Origin of the sequence: Streptomyces sp. NBC_01571 (assembly GCF_026339875.1) — a bacterium.
GTDB lineage: Bacteria > Actinomycetota > Actinomycetes > Streptomycetales > Streptomycetaceae > Streptomyces.
In genome coordinates this window covers 8,467,173-8,482,379 of sequence record NZ_JAPEPZ010000001.1, presented here as the reverse complement: position 1 = coordinate 8,482,379, position 15,207 = coordinate 8,467,173, and the positions used below count along the sequence as shown (strand labels likewise).

Here is a 15,207-nt window from a genome sequence, read left to right as displayed (position 1 = left end):
CGCTCCGTACGGGCCCCGGGCCGTGCTACTCCTGGTCCGGCTCCACGTCCAGGAGCACCCTCTCCCTCAGCACTTCGCCCTCCGCCGTCAAACGGGAGGTGTTCAGCCGCTGCAGGCGCTGCAGGTATCCCTCCCCGTCCGGCTCCTGGCCCGCCAGGTCCCGGGCCCGGGTCTCGATCTCCGTCGAGATCTCCTCCCCGAGTTCCGCGAAGAACTCCTCCGGGTTCTTCAGCTCCCCGAACGCCTGGGGTTTGTGCTCCTCCCAGTGCGTCATCGCCTGTGCGCCGTACCGGTTCATCGTCGAACTCCCCTGCCTGCTCGGCACTGTTGGACCTGGTGGGCGGGACCGGGTGCCCCGTCTCATCCTCTCCCGCCGCCGGGCCGTCCGGGCGTGCCGCAGCCCCTTCCCGCGCCGGAGGATCCTGGTCACCGAAGTCCAGGCCGGGCAGGAAGCCGCTGTCGTTGATCGAATTGTCGTCGGCGGGCTGCTGCGGTGTACTCAACGCCTGCTCCCAACGTCGAAAAGGGCGGTTGTGTGCATCGGGGCCCCAATGGGCTGCGGGTGGGCTGGGTCAGTTAGGGGATGACGGCACGGTGAGATCTCGGGCGGAGGCGGCGTCGTCCGGAGAAGGAGCAGCGGATGGGCGGATCAGCTCGCGAAGCACGACCTGTTCGGCCTCGTCCTGGACCGCAAGGAGCCGTCGGGAGCGCTGTTCACTGGTCTCACCGCCGGCGGGCGTGCCCGCGAGGACCATCGCGTCCGTCAGTTCCCCGGCCTGCCGCTCGGCCTTCTCTCCGAGTCGGGTGAAATACGCCAGCGGGTCCGGCAGCATCCCGTACCGGCCGGGCAGATGCTCACGCCAGTGGGCCCAGGCGGCGCGCCCGTACCTGTTCATGATCATGTCTGGCTCCCGACTCCCGGCTCGTGTCGTCATCCGCTGCCGTCCTCGTCCGGATCGGGCGGGTCGTCGTCGCCCGGGCCTGCGGCTTCGCCGTCGGGCTCGGGGCCTTCGGCGGCCAGGAGCAGGGCGAGGTAGTCCGCGTCTCCGCCCCAGGGGGCATCGCGGTGGCGGGCCCGGTGCTGGCCGTTTCGGCACGCGCCGAGCCAGAACCGGCCCATCCGCTCCACGGCCCGGGCGAGGGCGTCTTGCCACAGGTACGGCGCCGATCCCCCGTCCTCCCCGTCGGCGTAGGCCGACTCGTGGGAGGTCCACAGCGCCGTGAGTTCCTCGACAACCGCGCCGTGCTTCCACCAGCACTGTCTGGGAAGCTGATCCGTGGTCATCTCGTACCGGTCGGCGACCCAGATCACCCAGCGGACGAACTCAGCCCAGAGCACGGCGCGTTCCTCGGCTTCGAGTTCGTGCCACCGCACCGGGGCACCGACCGGGCGTTCCTGCTCGCCGTCGGCATCCCCGCTGCCGGATCCTCCGGCCTCCAGCTGCTCCTCCAGCAGCTTGACGCGCTCGCTGAGAAGCACCTGCTCGGCGTTGATGTTGGTGAGTTCGGCGAAGATGTCATCGAAGCCGCTAGCCATGGCCGCCGCCCGCCTTCTCCAGCCGGACGCGGTCGGCGACCATCTCGTGCGCCCTGCGGGTGGCTTCCTTGATCTCCACCGCCCGCGGCCCTTCGTGGGCACGGATGAAGGTGACGAGCGTGGCGGGGGTGCGGCGGTGGAACACCATCCCGCCGCGCTCCGGGATCATCCGGATCGCGGCAGGCTCCACCACCGCACGGCGGCGCACCGACGTGGACACCGAGACCCGGTCCCCGTCATCGGAAACGGTCTCCACGTCCTCATCGAATTCACCCGCGAGAGAGCTGTAGGATTTCAACTCTTCGGGGTCGCTGATACCGCCCAGGAAGACCTTCACCGTGCCGCTGGCGAACATCTTCCGCACGCCCAGGGCACCCCAGCGCTCCTCCGCTTGAGCATAGCCCTGAAGAACCGCCATGATGAAAATGTTCTGCGATCCGCTGACACTCATCAGGCTCGGAATTTCCGGCAGTGGCGCCACGTTGGCCAGCTCGTCCAGGAAACAGCCCAGCGGAATCGGAAGACGCCCGTTGGGGCTGCGGGCCGCAACCCTCTTGGCGGTGTCGAACATCGCTTTAGCGAAAGCGGCATTCAGTGGTGCCAGGGAGGAGCCCTCTTCGTCCTCGCCGATCAGGAACAGCGTTCCGGACTGCCGGAGATAGGTTTCGATGTCGAAAACTTCCACGTCCCCCTGGGGGGCGAAGATCTCGGCGACCTTCTCGTCATAGAGCGCGATGAATGACTGCTCCGCGGTCCTCCAGGTGGCGGATCGTTCCTCCTCGGCCGCAGCGTGCTGGCCGGCGAGCGCGGCGGCGAGCAGATGCTTGCCCTTCGCGGCCAGAAGGTCGACGGCCTCGCGGTTGTCGGGGTCCGTCGCCCAGGCCAGCACGTCGAGGACGGGCCGGTTATGGAGGGCTGCGGCATGCAGCCAGCAGGTAATAAGGGTTTTCGCGTTGAGCGCGAAATAACCGCCATTCTTTGTCCCTTCTTCGCTTTTCGTGGTCGCTGCGAGGGTCTCGGCACGCTTGCGCGCGACCTGGTATTCCTCACAGCCTGCGGTCAGCGGCCAGCGCAGCTGATTCGGCCAGCCGGACAGTCCTGTCGGGTCCAGAACCCAGACAGGGCCGTGTTCCTGCCGCAGAAGTGCGGTGTTGTAGAGGACGTCTGTCTTGCTGCTGGTGGCGAGGACCGTTCCACGGAATTCGAGGATCTCGGGAAGGATGATCTGGGAGGTCTTTCCCTCTCGCGGCGGGGCGACCAGGATCATCGATTCCTCGATCGTGATCCAGAGATGGATTTCCGAGGGGTCTGCGCTGCCGATGTAGACGGCGACGTCGCGGATGGTGATGGCTTTTGGGTTCTGCTCGGCGAGTGTGGGACGCAGCGATCCGGCACGGGACAGGGCCTGTTGCTCGCCCATGGCCTTCTCCAGCTGAGCCCGGGTCGCCATCCCGTCGGCGCCGTCAACGCCCCGGTGCTTCCACCACCAGTACGTCTTCCACATCCCCCAGGTCGCCGCGGCGAGCAGCAGGAGGAAGGCGGGCCAGAACACGAGCGGGCCGGCTACGCCCGCACTCGGCGGCCAGGCGGCTGCAGGATCGCCGGGGTGACGAAAGACAGCAACGACCGCATGGCCCGCGGAGTCCCAGCTGACGGCCGCTGGCCGTCCGTGTGCCAGGAGACCGGACAGGATCGCGGTCAACCACAGCAGCGCGGTGAGCACGAACGCCGCGACCAACGGGAGGATCCACACGGCATCGCGACCGAGGCGCAGGCGAGCCGCGGTCTTCGGGGTAGCTGCTTTCGGCATCATGCCGCCGCCCCCTTGTGGAGGCGAATCATCGGAGCCGACACCTGCGCGCCCTGGCGGTCCCCGGGCTCTCGCTGCCGCTCAGACATCCTGCGGTTGGTGTCCGTCAGCCGGATCTCCAGCGGGGTCCGGATATGTTCCACCAGGTTGATCCGCGAACCCACCTGCCAGATGGCCCGCCCTGGCGCGCACACGTTGGAACCGTCCGCCAGCGCCTTGCGCGCCCAGTCGGGAAGCCCCAGGTAGTTGGCGGTGGTCTCGGCCTCGTCCCGGTCCATGTGATACACGACCCTGGTCGCCGTCAACTTCAGGATGGCCGCCGCCTCCGGGGCCTGCTCCAGGAGCAGATCCCCGAGGTGGTGCAGGACCGCCCAGAAGGACAACCCCAGGCGCCTGCCGTACCTGACCAGCTCCTCGAACAACCGCGCGACAGGGCGGTGGGAGAGGATGTGCCAGGCCTCCTCGACGATCAAAGTCCTCTTGATCCGGTCATTCGGCTTGATCCATCCGAACCGCAGCCAGGGCCCGATGACCGCCATCAGCAGCGGCATGGCCTCGCCCTCGCGCGGCAGCTTCGTCAGATCGAAGATGATCAACCGGGCATCGAGGTCGATGCCTTCGGTCGTCGGCCCGTCAAACATGCCCGCCAAGTCACGGCTGGGGTTGCACAGCGAGTCCAGGGCCAGCGCCGCCGGCTGACCCCACTCCACCAACTCCTCCGGTGTGACCGGCTGTTGCCCGAGAAGAGTCGGCTGCGGAGCGGTCAGCCCGTCCAGGACATCGGAGAGGATCGCCACGCGCTGCTGCTCGCGGGCGGCGGCGATGGCCGTCTTGTGAGCCTCGGCCAGGGCGAACTTGGTCTGCGAGGTGAGGGTGCCGGTGAGGATCTCCATCATGGACACGAGCACCTTGAACTGGTGCTCGGCAGGAATGCGGCCGTCGAGCGGGTTGATCCGCACTCCCTCGCCGCCGTCGCCCGCCCCGTAGACGAGCCGGATCGGCGTGATGCCCAACTGCCGCGCGATACCGTCCCATTCGCCGGCGCCGTCCTCGCCTTGCGCGTCCAGAATCGCGAAGCTCCTGTCACGGAAACGCAGTTGCCGCAACACGTAGGTCTTCTCCAGCGCGGACTTGCCATAGCCGGACTTGCCCAGGATCAACGCGTGCCCGCTGGCGAGCCGCACCCGCGCCTGCGGGTTGTACAGAATGAAGGGGTCGTAGATGTAGGCCTTGCCGCTGTAGGCCTCTCGGCCGATGATCACACCGCGGGGGTCCATGCTGGCCGCGCCGACCGCCGGGTAGAGGCCACAGGCGTGGCTGGTGGTCGAGCGGACGGCCCGTCGCCGGGTCTGTGTCTGGCGCCGCAGCATCTCCAGCATCGCTACCGCCCTTCCTTCAGCAGTCCGGCGGTGAAGGGCAGGGTGTTGGCGAAGGCCCGGTGGTGCTCGGTGTCGCACCACTCCAGCCGCAGTCCGGCGCGGGTGGCGCCGGCGCGGACCGTATCGGCGTCACGGCGCAGGGCGTCCAGCGTGGGCGAGGTGACGGTGATCCAGGCGGCGAGCCGCGTACCCGCCGCACCGTCGGCGATGTCCCGCATGGTGCGTATCGAGGCACTCTGGGCCTTCTGCTCCCGCGGGTCCTCGATGCGTCCGGCCTTCTTGTCCGCCTGGCCCAGCTCGTTCGTCGCGTCCGCCATGGCTTCGGTGATCGCCTGGTCCGTGCTGACGAGGTCCATGACCACGGACACCGACAGGATGATGTCCTGGAGGTAGAGCAGGATCGGCGCGAGGAAGTTGATGCCGACCGGGAGAACGGGAAGTTCCTTCACCCAGGCGGTCATCGAGTACCAGTTGTCCTCGGTGGCCTCCCAGCTGCGGGAGGCCATGTACTTCTTGTTACGGGCGTCGAGGACGGCGGGCCAGCAGGTGATCCGGTCCATGCCGGCGGTGTCGTCGATCCAGTGGCTGGGGTCGTAGGCGTGGTGCAGGTAGGAGGCCAGCCCGGCTTCGTCGAGATTGCGGACGTGGCGAAGTTGTCCGCGTCCCAGCGTCCGGATGAAGCTCTCGATCTCCTGCCCGAGCGTGATCGCGTAGCCCTCGTGGAGGGTGTTGTAGCGGCGGGCCTCGGCGACCAGGTCAGCGGTGTAGGGGATGCCCACCACGAGCAGCAGCCGACGGTCTTCTGCGGTGACCGCGACGCGCCGGATCAGGTCGTCATACGACTGCTGCAGCCACGTCGCGCTGTTCGTGTCACGCCGTTCGGCGGCGTCCCGGGCATGGGCGTTGGGGTCGGTGGGGATGACCCTGCTGACCCACTGGAGGCGGCGGATCCGCCCGCCGCTGTCGGCCGTTGTCTTCAGCAGGTGCTCGTAGGCCCGGATCAGGGCCTCCTTGTCCGCGGTGTCGAGGCTGCCGAAGTCGCGCTGGCCTTCCACCTCGACCACAGCGGTGAACATCAGCTCGTCCGGCTGCAGCACGATCGCGATCTCACCGAACGCGGTACGGGCGGTGATCCACTGCATGTTCTGCGGGACGCCGACCGGGACGCCGATCGGGACGCGGCGGCCGTCGGCGTATCGGCCGGCGTACGGCGCCCTGGACCTGTAGAGCAGCGAGCCGTCCCGCAGCAACTTCTTGTAGGTCCGGTTGATCTCGAACCAGCGGACGTAGGTGCGCCCCCGGTACGGCGCCAGAGTGGCCCAGGCACAGGCGCCCGCGATCAGCACGAAGCCGATGACCTTCAGCAGGATGCCGCCGAGGATCCAGGCAGCGATGAGTCCGCCGACGAAGCCGGCTCCCAAGACGAGCTGCTCATCGGCTTCGAGCTTGCGGCCGAGCAGGCCGCGCGGCCTCGGCCGCGGGTAGGTGAAGGTGCGAGCCACAACTACTCCTGGACGTGCGTCGGGACGGGCATCAGCGCATCTCCTCGTCCGGCGAGGGGGGTTCCGGCTCCTCCGGGGGCTCAGGTGGCGGCCAGGACTGCGGGCCCGCCGGATCCACCGGCTCCCCGCCCGCCGCCGCGCTGTCCGGGACAGCGGAGTCAGGAGCGCTTCCGGCAGACGGCGCGTCCCCGCCGGAGGCGTGACCACCGCCGCCGTCGGAATCGCCGCCCGCAGTCGAGGCCGCAGACGAACCGCCGGAGTCGAGACCGGCGGTTGCCCCGTCGACTCCGCGTTCAACGGCGGCTTCGGCCTCGTCCTTGGTCTTGTCGACCCCCTTCTTCGCGGCCACGGCCGCCGCCCCGACACCGGTCGTGGCAGCCGCTCCTTCAGCCGCTCCGGCCTCGGTCGCGCCGTCCCCGCTCAGGGCCTCGCCGTCCGCGGCGTCGGCCTCTCCCTCATCGCCGTCGTCACCGGATCCACCGCCGTCGCCACCGCCCATACGCGACTTGAGCTCTTTGTAGGAGTCGCCCACCTGGTCGCCAGCGTTCTTCGCCCGGCCCTTGAGGTCGTCGCGGGCGGCGTACATGTCGCGCACCTCGTCGCCGAACGCCGGAAGGAACTTCGAGAGCTGGAAGGGCATGTAGAAGGCGAGGAACAGCAGCGCCAGGGCGGTGAAGACGGTCGCGAAGGACTGGGCCAGGCTCTTGTTGGGACTGTCTGAAGCGAGCGTTCCGGTGGCGAGAGCGATGACCGTGAACGTCACGTACTTCGAGGCGATGATCGCGGCCATGACGCCGCACCAGCGCTTGGTGTGTCCCCACAGGTCGCGGTCCACCAGGCCGCTGAACACGGTCGGTCCGAAGACGAGTCCGGACAGGATCAAGGCGTTGCGGACAATGAGCTCCAGCCATACGCCGGCCACCGCCGCCAGCAGTGCCAGGCTGAAGAAGATGACGATGATGGCGCCGCCGGGGATCTGCATCAGCGCGAGCATCGACGTCGTGACGGTGAGCACCATGTCGGCGGCGTCTCCGGCCACCGGTTTGAACATGGCTTCTGCGGCCTCGTCGAAGAGCCGCACGGTGTAGGCGACCGCCAGCGGTGCGAAGGCGGAGACCAAGACCGACATCAGCAGAAAGCCGATGGACTCGCCCAGCGCCTGGAGCGGCTGCACCCCCTGGATCGCCCGTTTAGCGACGGCGATCAGCCACAGGATGACCGTCAGCACCGTGGAGGCGGCAAAGGCCATGGTGTAGGTCCGAAGGAATCCCGGGTCCTGCCAGTCGATGCGCGTAGTCGAGGCGAGTGCCTTCATCATCTGGGTGAAGATGCTGGTCACGGCGTTGTTGAAGAACTGGGCGATGTACCCCAGGGGATCGCTTGCGAAGTCGATGGCTTGGTTCGTCTTCTCGACGACGTTGCAGACCTTGTCGGCGAACGGAATGTTCTTGCAGGACCAGTCGGAGAAATCGTTCGCCTGGGCCTGGCCCGGGGCGAGCATGATGGAGAGCGTGGCGGTCAGGCCGGTTATCCAGACAAGGCGGGTCCGTACCCGATACTGAGTTTCAGCCGACATACGGGGGCGCATTGAACTCCCGATCTGCCGTGCGGAACTCATCCACGCTGGTGGGGCTGTCGCTGCCTGTATCCAGAGGGGTCGGGCCGTTGACGGAAGTGATCGCGTTCAGCTTCCAATCGTCGGACTGCCACTGCAGGGTCAGCGTGTAGGTGGTCCACGACGCGGATACCGGCATCGGGGCGTTCTTGTCCGTGACGCCGACGAGTCCGGCCATCCACACCTCGACGGTGGCCACCTGATCGGTGTACGTGGTGACCCGAGTACCCATCGCCGCACCGCGCGCGACCAGCTCGTCCGCGCTCCCGGCGGTGATGCCCAGCGAGGTGAGGACCTGCTGCATGCCGGTGTCGTCGTTCTGGATCTGCCGCTCCAGCGCCTGGCTGGTCATCATCGCGGTGAGCGTCGCGTGCCGGGCCTTCTCATCGGTGAAGTAAGCGGCCGATGAACGCGCCACCTGGTAGTTCACCGCGGCCTGAACCACGCCGGCCTGGTTGTGGGTGTAGCCGACCGGGACACCGTTGACCAGCTTCTTCGCGGTGCTCTTGGTGTCCCCTCCCGTGGTGTTCTTCTCCGCCGGTGGGGTCTGGCTCTGGCCGTCGGACGAGCCGCCGACCCCAGTGCCACCACCACCCCCGGAGAGGCTCATGAACACCGCGAGAATGACCAGCACGAGGAATACCACTCCGGTGATGGCCATCCCCCGCCACCAGGGCTTGCCGCCCTGCACTTCGGTCGGCGTCTCGTCGATGAGGACTCGGGTGCCCCTGCCACGGGTGTTCTGGCGGGCCATCAGATGCCCATCCCGTAAACGATCGTGAAGATCGTTCCTATCGAAGCGACGACGAAGGCCCCGACGAGACTGCCGGCGATCTCCTTCTTGCCCTTGCTGACCTGGGCGACGTCGTGCTGCCCCTCACCGACCTTCAGATGCACGGCGCCGAGGATCGCGCGCCCCACCAGGACGAGAACGACGCCTGCCATGAGGGCCTGGATCACCGTCCGCCCCGTTGTCCCCAGCTTCCCGAACGGGCCCCAATCCGGAGACAGCCCGTTCACGAGGGTGCCGATGTCACCACTCGCCGCAAGATCCACCAGGTGTTGTGAAACGGGCATCCCCCGACTCCCTTCCACCCTCGTCACGGAGGTCGACCCCTAACCGGGCCATGACGGTGAAAGGTACATACACACAAACTTGACAACAAGTGTTTACGACTTGAAAGACCAGTCCACATCACCCCACAGGCAACCGCCGCGAGCACAGCCCTCCCGGGTGGCCGACCAAGGAGACGCAGCCCACCGGAAGACGCCTTGAAGTTGCAGCAGATCACATATGTGCAGCTCAGCGAGCCTTCTCCCCCGCCTACGCTGCGCGCTTGGGGGGCTAGATAGCACGCTTCCCTTCTCGGCAGTCGCGCGGCCAGTGGCGCTTCGCCGACGTGATCCCCCGACGCGGACGAAGTCCCACGACAGGCAGAAGCCGCTGAAGCCGGTAGCCGTTCCGCCGCGAGTGAGGTTCACTGACCTTCTTTCATCAACACATGTTTATAGTTGAGGTGGGGATGAACGGGCTCGGCAAGGCCGCCATCGGCGTCACCGCAGCAGGCGTCTCGGTGCTCTCGCTCTGTGTCCTCGCGGTCAGCGGTGCCACGACCCAGGCCAACGCCAACACCTGCCAGAGCGGCCTTCAGCCGACCGGGGACGGGGAAAGCGGTGCCGGTGCGGGTGGCAAGAAACCAAAGTTCGACGGCGAGCAGGAGGAAGCAGGCAGCACCCAGGTGACAGTTCCGCTGCATCCGGAAGGTGCCCAGAGCAGCGCCAACTGGACTGCTCGACAGGTGCGCAACGCGGCCACCATCACCAACGTCGCCCGGACCAGGAGCCTTTCACCTCGCGCCGCGGTCATCGCCGTGGCGGTCGCCATGCAGGAAAGCACCCTCAACAACCTGCACCACGGCCATGCGGACAGTGTGGGGCTCTTCCAGCAGAGGCCCTCACAGGGCTGGGGCACGGTCAGCGAACTCACCGACCCGGTTTACGCATCCGGGAAGTTCTACGACCGGCTTGTCAAAGTCGACAACTGGCAGCAGAAGGCCCTCACCAAGGTCGCCGCCACGATCCAGCGCCCCGCCGAGAAGTACCGCAATGAGTACGCCAAGTGGGAGTCCGCAGCCGGCTCGCTCGTCGCCAAGACCTGGGGAACCCACGCCGTAACCTCGATCAGCACGGGCTGCAACGACCCGGCCGCCTCGGGCGGCAAAGACCCTACGACAAGGTTCAACGTCAAGAACCCGCGCACTGCGGCCCAGGCCATCACAAGTGCCCGGAATGAAGCGGGCAAGTCGGGCTGGTACCGGATGTGCGACAACTTCGTAGCCCAAGCGTACGGTTGGGGCTCATCCGGATCAGCAACGGCCAACCTTCACTGGAACCGCCTCGTAGACGCCGGACTCGCGCACCCGGGCGACGTGTCACCGCCCGCGGGAGCACTGCTGTTCTATGACACAGGCAGCTCGGCCGGACACGTCGCCCTGTACCTGGGCAACGATCAGGTGGCCAGCAACGACGTAGGGGACGACTACCCACTCCAAGGCAAGATCGCCATCGTCTCGCGGAAAGAACTCACCGACGGCGCCTGGCGCCTGCGGTATCGCGGATGGGCCGAGCCGAGTTTCCCGAGCGCCGGCGGCATCAGCACCATCCCCCTCCTCCCCGGCAAGCAGGTGCTGCAGTGAGCGACATATCTCCAGACACGGTGCAGATTCGGATCACACCCGACGGGATCTGTTTCATTGACGAGGAATTTTTCACGCCGCCGCCAGGCGTCACGCTCAATGAAGCGGTCCTGGCGCACCTCCAACTAGAGGCTGCCGCACTGGAGATGCCGATCCGCGCTGTGATCCAGGACGAGCAAGCTCAATACACGACCACGATCCAGGTCAACACCGACGGCACGAGCAACCCCTTGGACGGCGTGGCTCAGGCCCCTGCCACACCGCACTTGCCCCAGGCAGCCGCCTCGCTGACACCTCTGTCGATGCCGCACCCACAGCCCCTGGACCCTGTGCCGCCCGACCGGCCGTACGAGCCGCTCCCCGAGCCCTACCGCGGCCGGCTCGTTGCCGTCTGCGCTACCGCCAACCAGAACCTCTTCACCGAAGCGGCCCGCGACGCCGACCAACTGCTCACTGAGCTGTCCGCCGAGTTCGGACCGAGCCACCTCTACACCCTGGCGGTCGGCCTCGTACGCGGTGACATTGCCTGGCTCGACCAGGACTTCCTCTACGGCCTTCAGAGTTGGGTCTTCATGGCTCGGGCATGGCACCTCCACCTCGGGCCCCAGCACAGCACCACCCTTCGTGCCGTCGGCAACGCACTCGGCTGTTGGCGACGACTTCAACCAGTCGAGGCCAAGGAGTCAGCCCCGTACATCGTCACGTTTCTCCGGGATGTCTCGTTCCCGGACAGCGAAAGGGCCGTGCGAACCATCAACTGGCGGACGCAGAGAATCGCCCTGGCCAACTAACGGACATAAAGGGATACTTGATCCATGAACCCCATCCGCAACGGCCGCGCCGTCCTCTTCTTCCTGCCGTACGTCCTCGTCGTTTCCGGAATCCTCGCCGCATCGAAGGCCGCCGACGCCCCCGGCGTTGCTTTTCAGGCCCTTGGCATAGCCGCCATCGGCGCGCTCTGGGCTTGGCGACGCGGTCGGCGGAGCGGTTACTGACGACCCACCCGCCGTACCCCTGCCTGGGACAAGCAGGCACGCGCTCGGCTGATGTACTGGATGGCCGAGCGTCTGATCGGATCGAGGGGTGGCATGCTGGCCGCATGGTGATGCGAGCATCGGCATGGCCGCCCGTTCTCTCGCCGTACGGGCGGCGGTACGCAGCGCAAGTTGACACCCACACTGTCCGTGGAGCCGACGGTGTGGTGAGGATTCATCTGACGCCGTACTCAGCAATGGCACAGTTCCGTCAGGTGCCGGAGACGCTGCATGGGGAGCGCGATTATGACCTTCACGTAAGCGCGGTCGAAAGCGCCCAGTGGCCGACGCCACCGGTGAAGGGCCAATGCGGTGGTGGTTCGACCTGTTCCCGGAGCGAAGAGCGGAGCTTCGACGGGAGTGGGGTTTGCCGGACGACTGGAACCCATCATGCTGGAAGATTCCGGAACCGCCCGAATACTGATGTCGCTCTCCCGGCGTGTGAAGTGGATTCGGTCGAGTCGGTCGGATCCCTGCCGGACAGCCGCAGCGCCGCACTGATCATCGCGTCGGAGAGGTGGCTGCAGCTTGCTCGTCTCCACCACTGCGTCACTCTACGGCTGTGTCCGGCTCCGGCTACTCCTCATGCGGCAGCAGCCGCGCCGCCGCCCTGGCCGCCGCGACCCTCATCCGGCAAACGCAGGTACCGATTCCTGCGCTCCCCGCGCTGACCATCTCGGTTGGCCGCTACGTCCAGCTCGTCTCCACTGACGCCATCCAACCGGTCAAGTGCGACACATGCGCTAACTGTGAGGGTGGGTCCCTGCGCGTGGACGGCCCCGCGGTCACCTTCGTGTGCGTCGAGGGGCACACCACGTCCCACCGTCGGCTGGAGGTCCGGCGCGTACGCAACGCGCTCGTGCACGCTGGCGTGCCCATCGAAACTGAAGTAGCAGTCGAGGGGGATTTCCTCGTCACCAGCAGGGCCTACGGTGAACAGTCCGACCCCCGGCACCTGTCCCGCTTCACCGCCACTCTGCTTGCGTAACCCCTCCCAAGCGGCGATCAGAGGCACCAGCACCACCGTGGTGGCGGGCTGATGGATTCGGGAGCGACTCCTGGCCCCACCTACGGACTGTCCCTTCGCCTACGTGGCACGATCGATCGAGGCTGCGGCCCCGGTGACGTCGTGGATTCGCCACCCGTTGTCGCGGTCCCACTGATACACGGTGTCGGCGGAGGCGAAGCCGGATAGCCACACCACCTGAATCTCCGCCGGCACGTTGGGGTCTCTCGGCGGAACGAACCTGTTGTCCAGCGCAACGCTGATGCTCATGTGCGTGCCGTCGGCCCACAGGAACAGGTGCGACTCCAGGTCCTTGATCTCGCCCAGTTTCTTGATCTTGTTCGCTCCGGCTTTTCCGGCGAGGAACTCCTCGACGTAGGGCGGCACGTCGTCAGCTGAGGACGGCCCCACTCCGAACGCAAGACTCCCGTAGAAGACCCGTCCCGCCACGTCCGGGCCCTCCCCGATCTGTGCGACGGCGTTGATGCCAAGGCCCCTGATAGCCGTGACGTCGCTGAGATGCTGGACGTCCGGTGGTCCGGCAGACCAGTCGTGGGGGTTCTCCCATTCCCGGACGCTGACTCGGTCGATGCCCCGGGCCTCGAAATCCGCGAGGAGATCGGCGAGCTGACGCGCGGCCTCGCCTCTCACACGGGACTCGGCAGTGAACTCGACGAACCAGCCCTTGGCCAGATTCGGTAGCACCTGCCCCTGATACTGCTTGTCCAGGCTGCTCCAGACTGCCAGCAGTTTGCTGTCACGGTGGGAAGAGACCTCCAGAGCGACGGTCGACGCTCGTTCACCCCTTGGAGCGAGTTCGAAGTCAACCATCCCCTCTTCGGTGTTGTCGTCGCAGCCGACGGTGTGCGTGCCGAGGACGGTGTTCACGATGGCCGAGGCAAGGAGTTCGTCATGACGGGGAGCTACCGGGATTCTGGCCTTCTGCGGCTGCATTCGCTCAACCTACGAGACCGCGCGCGTTGTGCGTACTCCTTTGTCGTGCACGGGCGCTGCCCACGAACGAACCGAGCCCGTCGCAGCCGCTTCCGCCGACAGAGGCACCCGGATTCTGGGATGGGAGACAACAACGGACCGCGCGTCACCATGGTTCACCGGCTGGCTGGGCCCTGGACGGTGATCTATCGCCCCTGCGACGTCACCAGTCGGCGACAGGACGGAGTACAAGCGCGTCCGTCGTACGGGCCTGCTCCCACCCATACAGGCGATAGCCGTCGGGGGTGTCGCTTAGCGGGTGATGACTACGCAGGCTGCACACGATGATGCCGCCGGTCTGGAGCTCACCAGGCCAGCCGTCCGGGGGCGCCGCATCGTCCGTATCCCGGAAGGGGTTCTTGGCCACGATTCCGATCACCCATTCTTCGGGAGGCCGGGGCAGGTCAGCTTCCTCGGCGTCGTCCAAATCCAGCGCTTCAACGGGGAACGGGTCGTGGGAGACGAGGTAGCCAACAACCTCCAACGGCAGCGGCTCCAGGAGCCAGCCCCGGGTGACGGCCTTGGCTGTCATAGGCCGGAAGTAGCCGGTGCCGACGGCGTCGAACTGCTCGAAAAGATGACGGAGCGCCTGGGTGTCCAGCGGAATGCCGGTGAGCTGGAAGGAAACGTGGCAGAACTGGACCCTACGTGAGGGGTGGCTGGAGACGTCGGCGGCCAGCGTGTAAAAACCTCCTCCATCCGGGAAGGTGTCGACGTAGGTCACCTTCTCTGTGTGGTGTACGTCGTCCTCGTCCAGGCCGTCGTAGCGCTGTTCCCAGGCACGGAGCGTATCGAGGAATTCACGGGCACCCACACCGTGCCAGTTGCGGGTGGCCTGTTGAATCGACCATTGCGGCTGGGAGGTGGTCCAGCCCAGCGAGGTCAAGGCGTGCAGGAGGTCGGCGAGCCCATTCTCATCGAAGGCGCCGATCGGCAGATCGAGACACACTCCGCTCCCGCCGGCTGGCACCCAGTCCACATCCGGTAGCTCCTGGACGAACACCAGGTCGGTGAAGCCTCCGTCGCCAGCCGCGTACGACAGCGGGGCGAGGTCGGTACCGAGCAGCCTAAGATCGGAGGCGGGAAGGTCGCTGGAGGGGCGCCGTCTGCGCCGCCGAGGCTTGGCGCCAGCGGCCAGGTGCACGCGTCCGTGGGTGACGAGCTGCTCCCGCTTGCGCTGCAGCAGCTCCGCCACGGACGCAGGTGCGGCAAGCAACTCGGCCAGCTCTTCCTCCCCGAGGAGGAGCACCAGCTCCTGCCCGCGGCACTGCGCCGCCTCGTTGATCACGGTGTCGGTGAACCCCGACACGCTCACAATCACACCGACGACCCGGGACGATGCCGCCCGCTCCAACCGTCGGAAGACGGCGTCGAAAACGTCCACGTCGGCTGGGGCGTTCTGCCACTTCGCCTCGATCAGGTACCACACGTTGCCGTAGCGAGCCACAAGGTCTGTCTGCCGTGGCGCCGAGATGCCCGCGTCACGGTCGACACGGAAGTGCGCCTGTTGGAAGAGCCGCTCCAGCAGTTGTTCGAACTTCCGGCCCCGCTGCTGTGCGTTCATCACTGCACGCAGGCGCTCGAAATCTGCCGACAGAGTTCCCCGTGGCATCGTCGCCCCTTCGTCCGGCCATC

The 15,207-nt window shown here is 66.8% G+C and carries 15 protein-coding genes; 4 read left to right on the top strand and 11 right to left on the bottom strand.

Features of this window, described 5'->3' with window-relative positions:
• Positions 1–25 precede the first annotated feature (25 nt).
• The 9 genes from OHB41_RS38195 to OHB41_RS38155 all read right to left on the bottom strand — a co-directional run bounded on the left by OHB41_RS38195 (position 26) and on the right by OHB41_RS38155 (position 8,920).
• Positions 26–298: a hypothetical protein gene (locus OHB41_RS38195; protein ID WP_266703893.1), complete on the bottom strand. Its 273-nt coding sequence runs from the start codon at positions 296–298 to the stop codon at positions 26–28.
• 274 nt (positions 299–572) lie between these two features.
• A complete protein-coding gene (locus OHB41_RS38190; RefSeq protein ID WP_266703891.1) occupies positions 573–902 on the bottom strand; it encodes a hypothetical protein in 330 nt (109 codons plus the stop codon).
• A gap of 29 nt (positions 903–931) precedes the next feature.
• Positions 932–1,537, bottom strand: a complete 606-nt coding sequence (locus OHB41_RS38185) for a hypothetical protein (RefSeq protein ID WP_266703889.1) — start codon at positions 1,535–1,537, stop codon at positions 932–934.
• The gene (locus OHB41_RS38180; protein WP_266703887.1) at positions 1,530–3,350 is read right to left on the bottom strand and encodes a type IV secretory system conjugative DNA transfer family protein; all 1,821 of its coding nucleotides are present in this window, start codon (positions 3,348–3,350) and stop codon (positions 1,530–1,532) included. Before OHB41_RS38180 ends, OHB41_RS38185 begins: the two co-directional genes overlap by 8 nt.
• A complete protein-coding gene (locus tag OHB41_RS38175) occupies positions 3,347–4,726 on the bottom strand; it encodes a putative type IV secretion/conjugal transfer ATPase (RefSeq protein ID WP_266703885.1) in 1,380 nt (459 codons plus the stop codon). The genes OHB41_RS38180 and OHB41_RS38175 overlap by 4 nt, the downstream gene beginning before the upstream one ends.
• A gap of 2 nt (positions 4,727–4,728) precedes the next feature.
• Positions 4,729–6,228 carry an SCO6880 family protein gene (locus OHB41_RS38170; protein WP_266703883.1) on the bottom strand — a complete coding sequence of 500 codons (1,500 nt, stop codon included), beginning with the start codon at positions 6,226–6,228 and terminating at the stop codon, positions 4,729–4,731.
• 31 nt (positions 6,229–6,259) lie between these two features.
• Positions 6,260–7,729, bottom strand: coding sequence for a hypothetical protein (locus OHB41_RS38165; protein WP_266703881.1), 1,470 nt, complete (start codon positions 7,727–7,729; stop codon positions 6,260–6,262).
• Positions 7,730–7,793: 64 nt separating this feature from the next.
• Positions 7,794–8,597 (bottom strand): DUF8175 domain-containg protein, encoded by an 804-nt coding sequence (locus OHB41_RS38160; protein WP_266703879.1) that lies wholly within the window; start codon positions 8,595–8,597, stop codon positions 7,794–7,796.
• Positions 8,597–8,920 (bottom strand): DUF8827 family protein, encoded by a 324-nt coding sequence (locus OHB41_RS38155; RefSeq protein ID WP_266703877.1) that lies wholly within the window; start codon positions 8,918–8,920, stop codon positions 8,597–8,599. Before OHB41_RS38155 ends, OHB41_RS38160 begins: the two co-directional genes overlap by 1 nt.
• Positions 8,921–9,366: 446 nt before the next feature.
• Here OHB41_RS38155 and OHB41_RS38150 point away from each other — a divergent pair, with 446 nt between their 5' ends.
• The 4 genes from OHB41_RS38150 to OHB41_RS38135 all read left to right on the top strand — a co-directional run bounded on the left by OHB41_RS38150 (position 9,367) and on the right by OHB41_RS38135 (position 12,561).
• Positions 9,367–10,539, top strand: a complete 1,173-nt coding sequence (locus OHB41_RS38150) for a hypothetical protein (protein WP_266703875.1) — start codon at positions 9,367–9,369, stop codon at positions 10,537–10,539.
• Positions 10,536–11,330: a hypothetical protein gene (locus OHB41_RS38145; protein ID WP_266703873.1), complete on the top strand. Its 795-nt coding sequence runs from the start codon at positions 10,536–10,538 to the stop codon at positions 11,328–11,330. The genes OHB41_RS38150 and OHB41_RS38145 overlap by 4 nt, the downstream gene beginning before the upstream one ends.
• Positions 11,331–11,354: 24 nt before the next feature.
• Entirely contained in the window at positions 11,355–11,534 is a 180-nt protein-coding gene (locus tag OHB41_RS38140; RefSeq protein ID WP_266703871.1) for a hypothetical protein, read from the top strand.
• 808 nt (positions 11,535–12,342) lie between these two features.
• Complete coding sequence (locus OHB41_RS38135) at positions 12,343–12,561, top strand: hypothetical protein (protein ID WP_266703869.1); 219 nt, start codon at positions 12,343–12,345, stop codon at positions 12,559–12,561.
• Positions 12,562–12,660: 99 nt separating this feature from the next.
• On the opposite strand, the gene OHB41_RS38130 is transcribed toward OHB41_RS38135, so the two are convergent.
• Together OHB41_RS38130 and OHB41_RS38125 are read right to left on the bottom strand one after the other, a co-directional pair.
• Entirely contained in the window at positions 12,661–13,533 is an 873-nt protein-coding gene (locus OHB41_RS38130; RefSeq protein ID WP_266703867.1) for a hypothetical protein, read from the bottom strand.
• Positions 13,534–13,735: 202 nt separating this feature from the next.
• A complete protein-coding gene (locus OHB41_RS38125) occupies positions 13,736–15,184 on the bottom strand; it encodes a restriction endonuclease (RefSeq protein ID WP_266703865.1) in 1,449 nt (482 codons plus the stop codon).
• Positions 15,185–15,207: the final 23 nt, after the last annotated feature.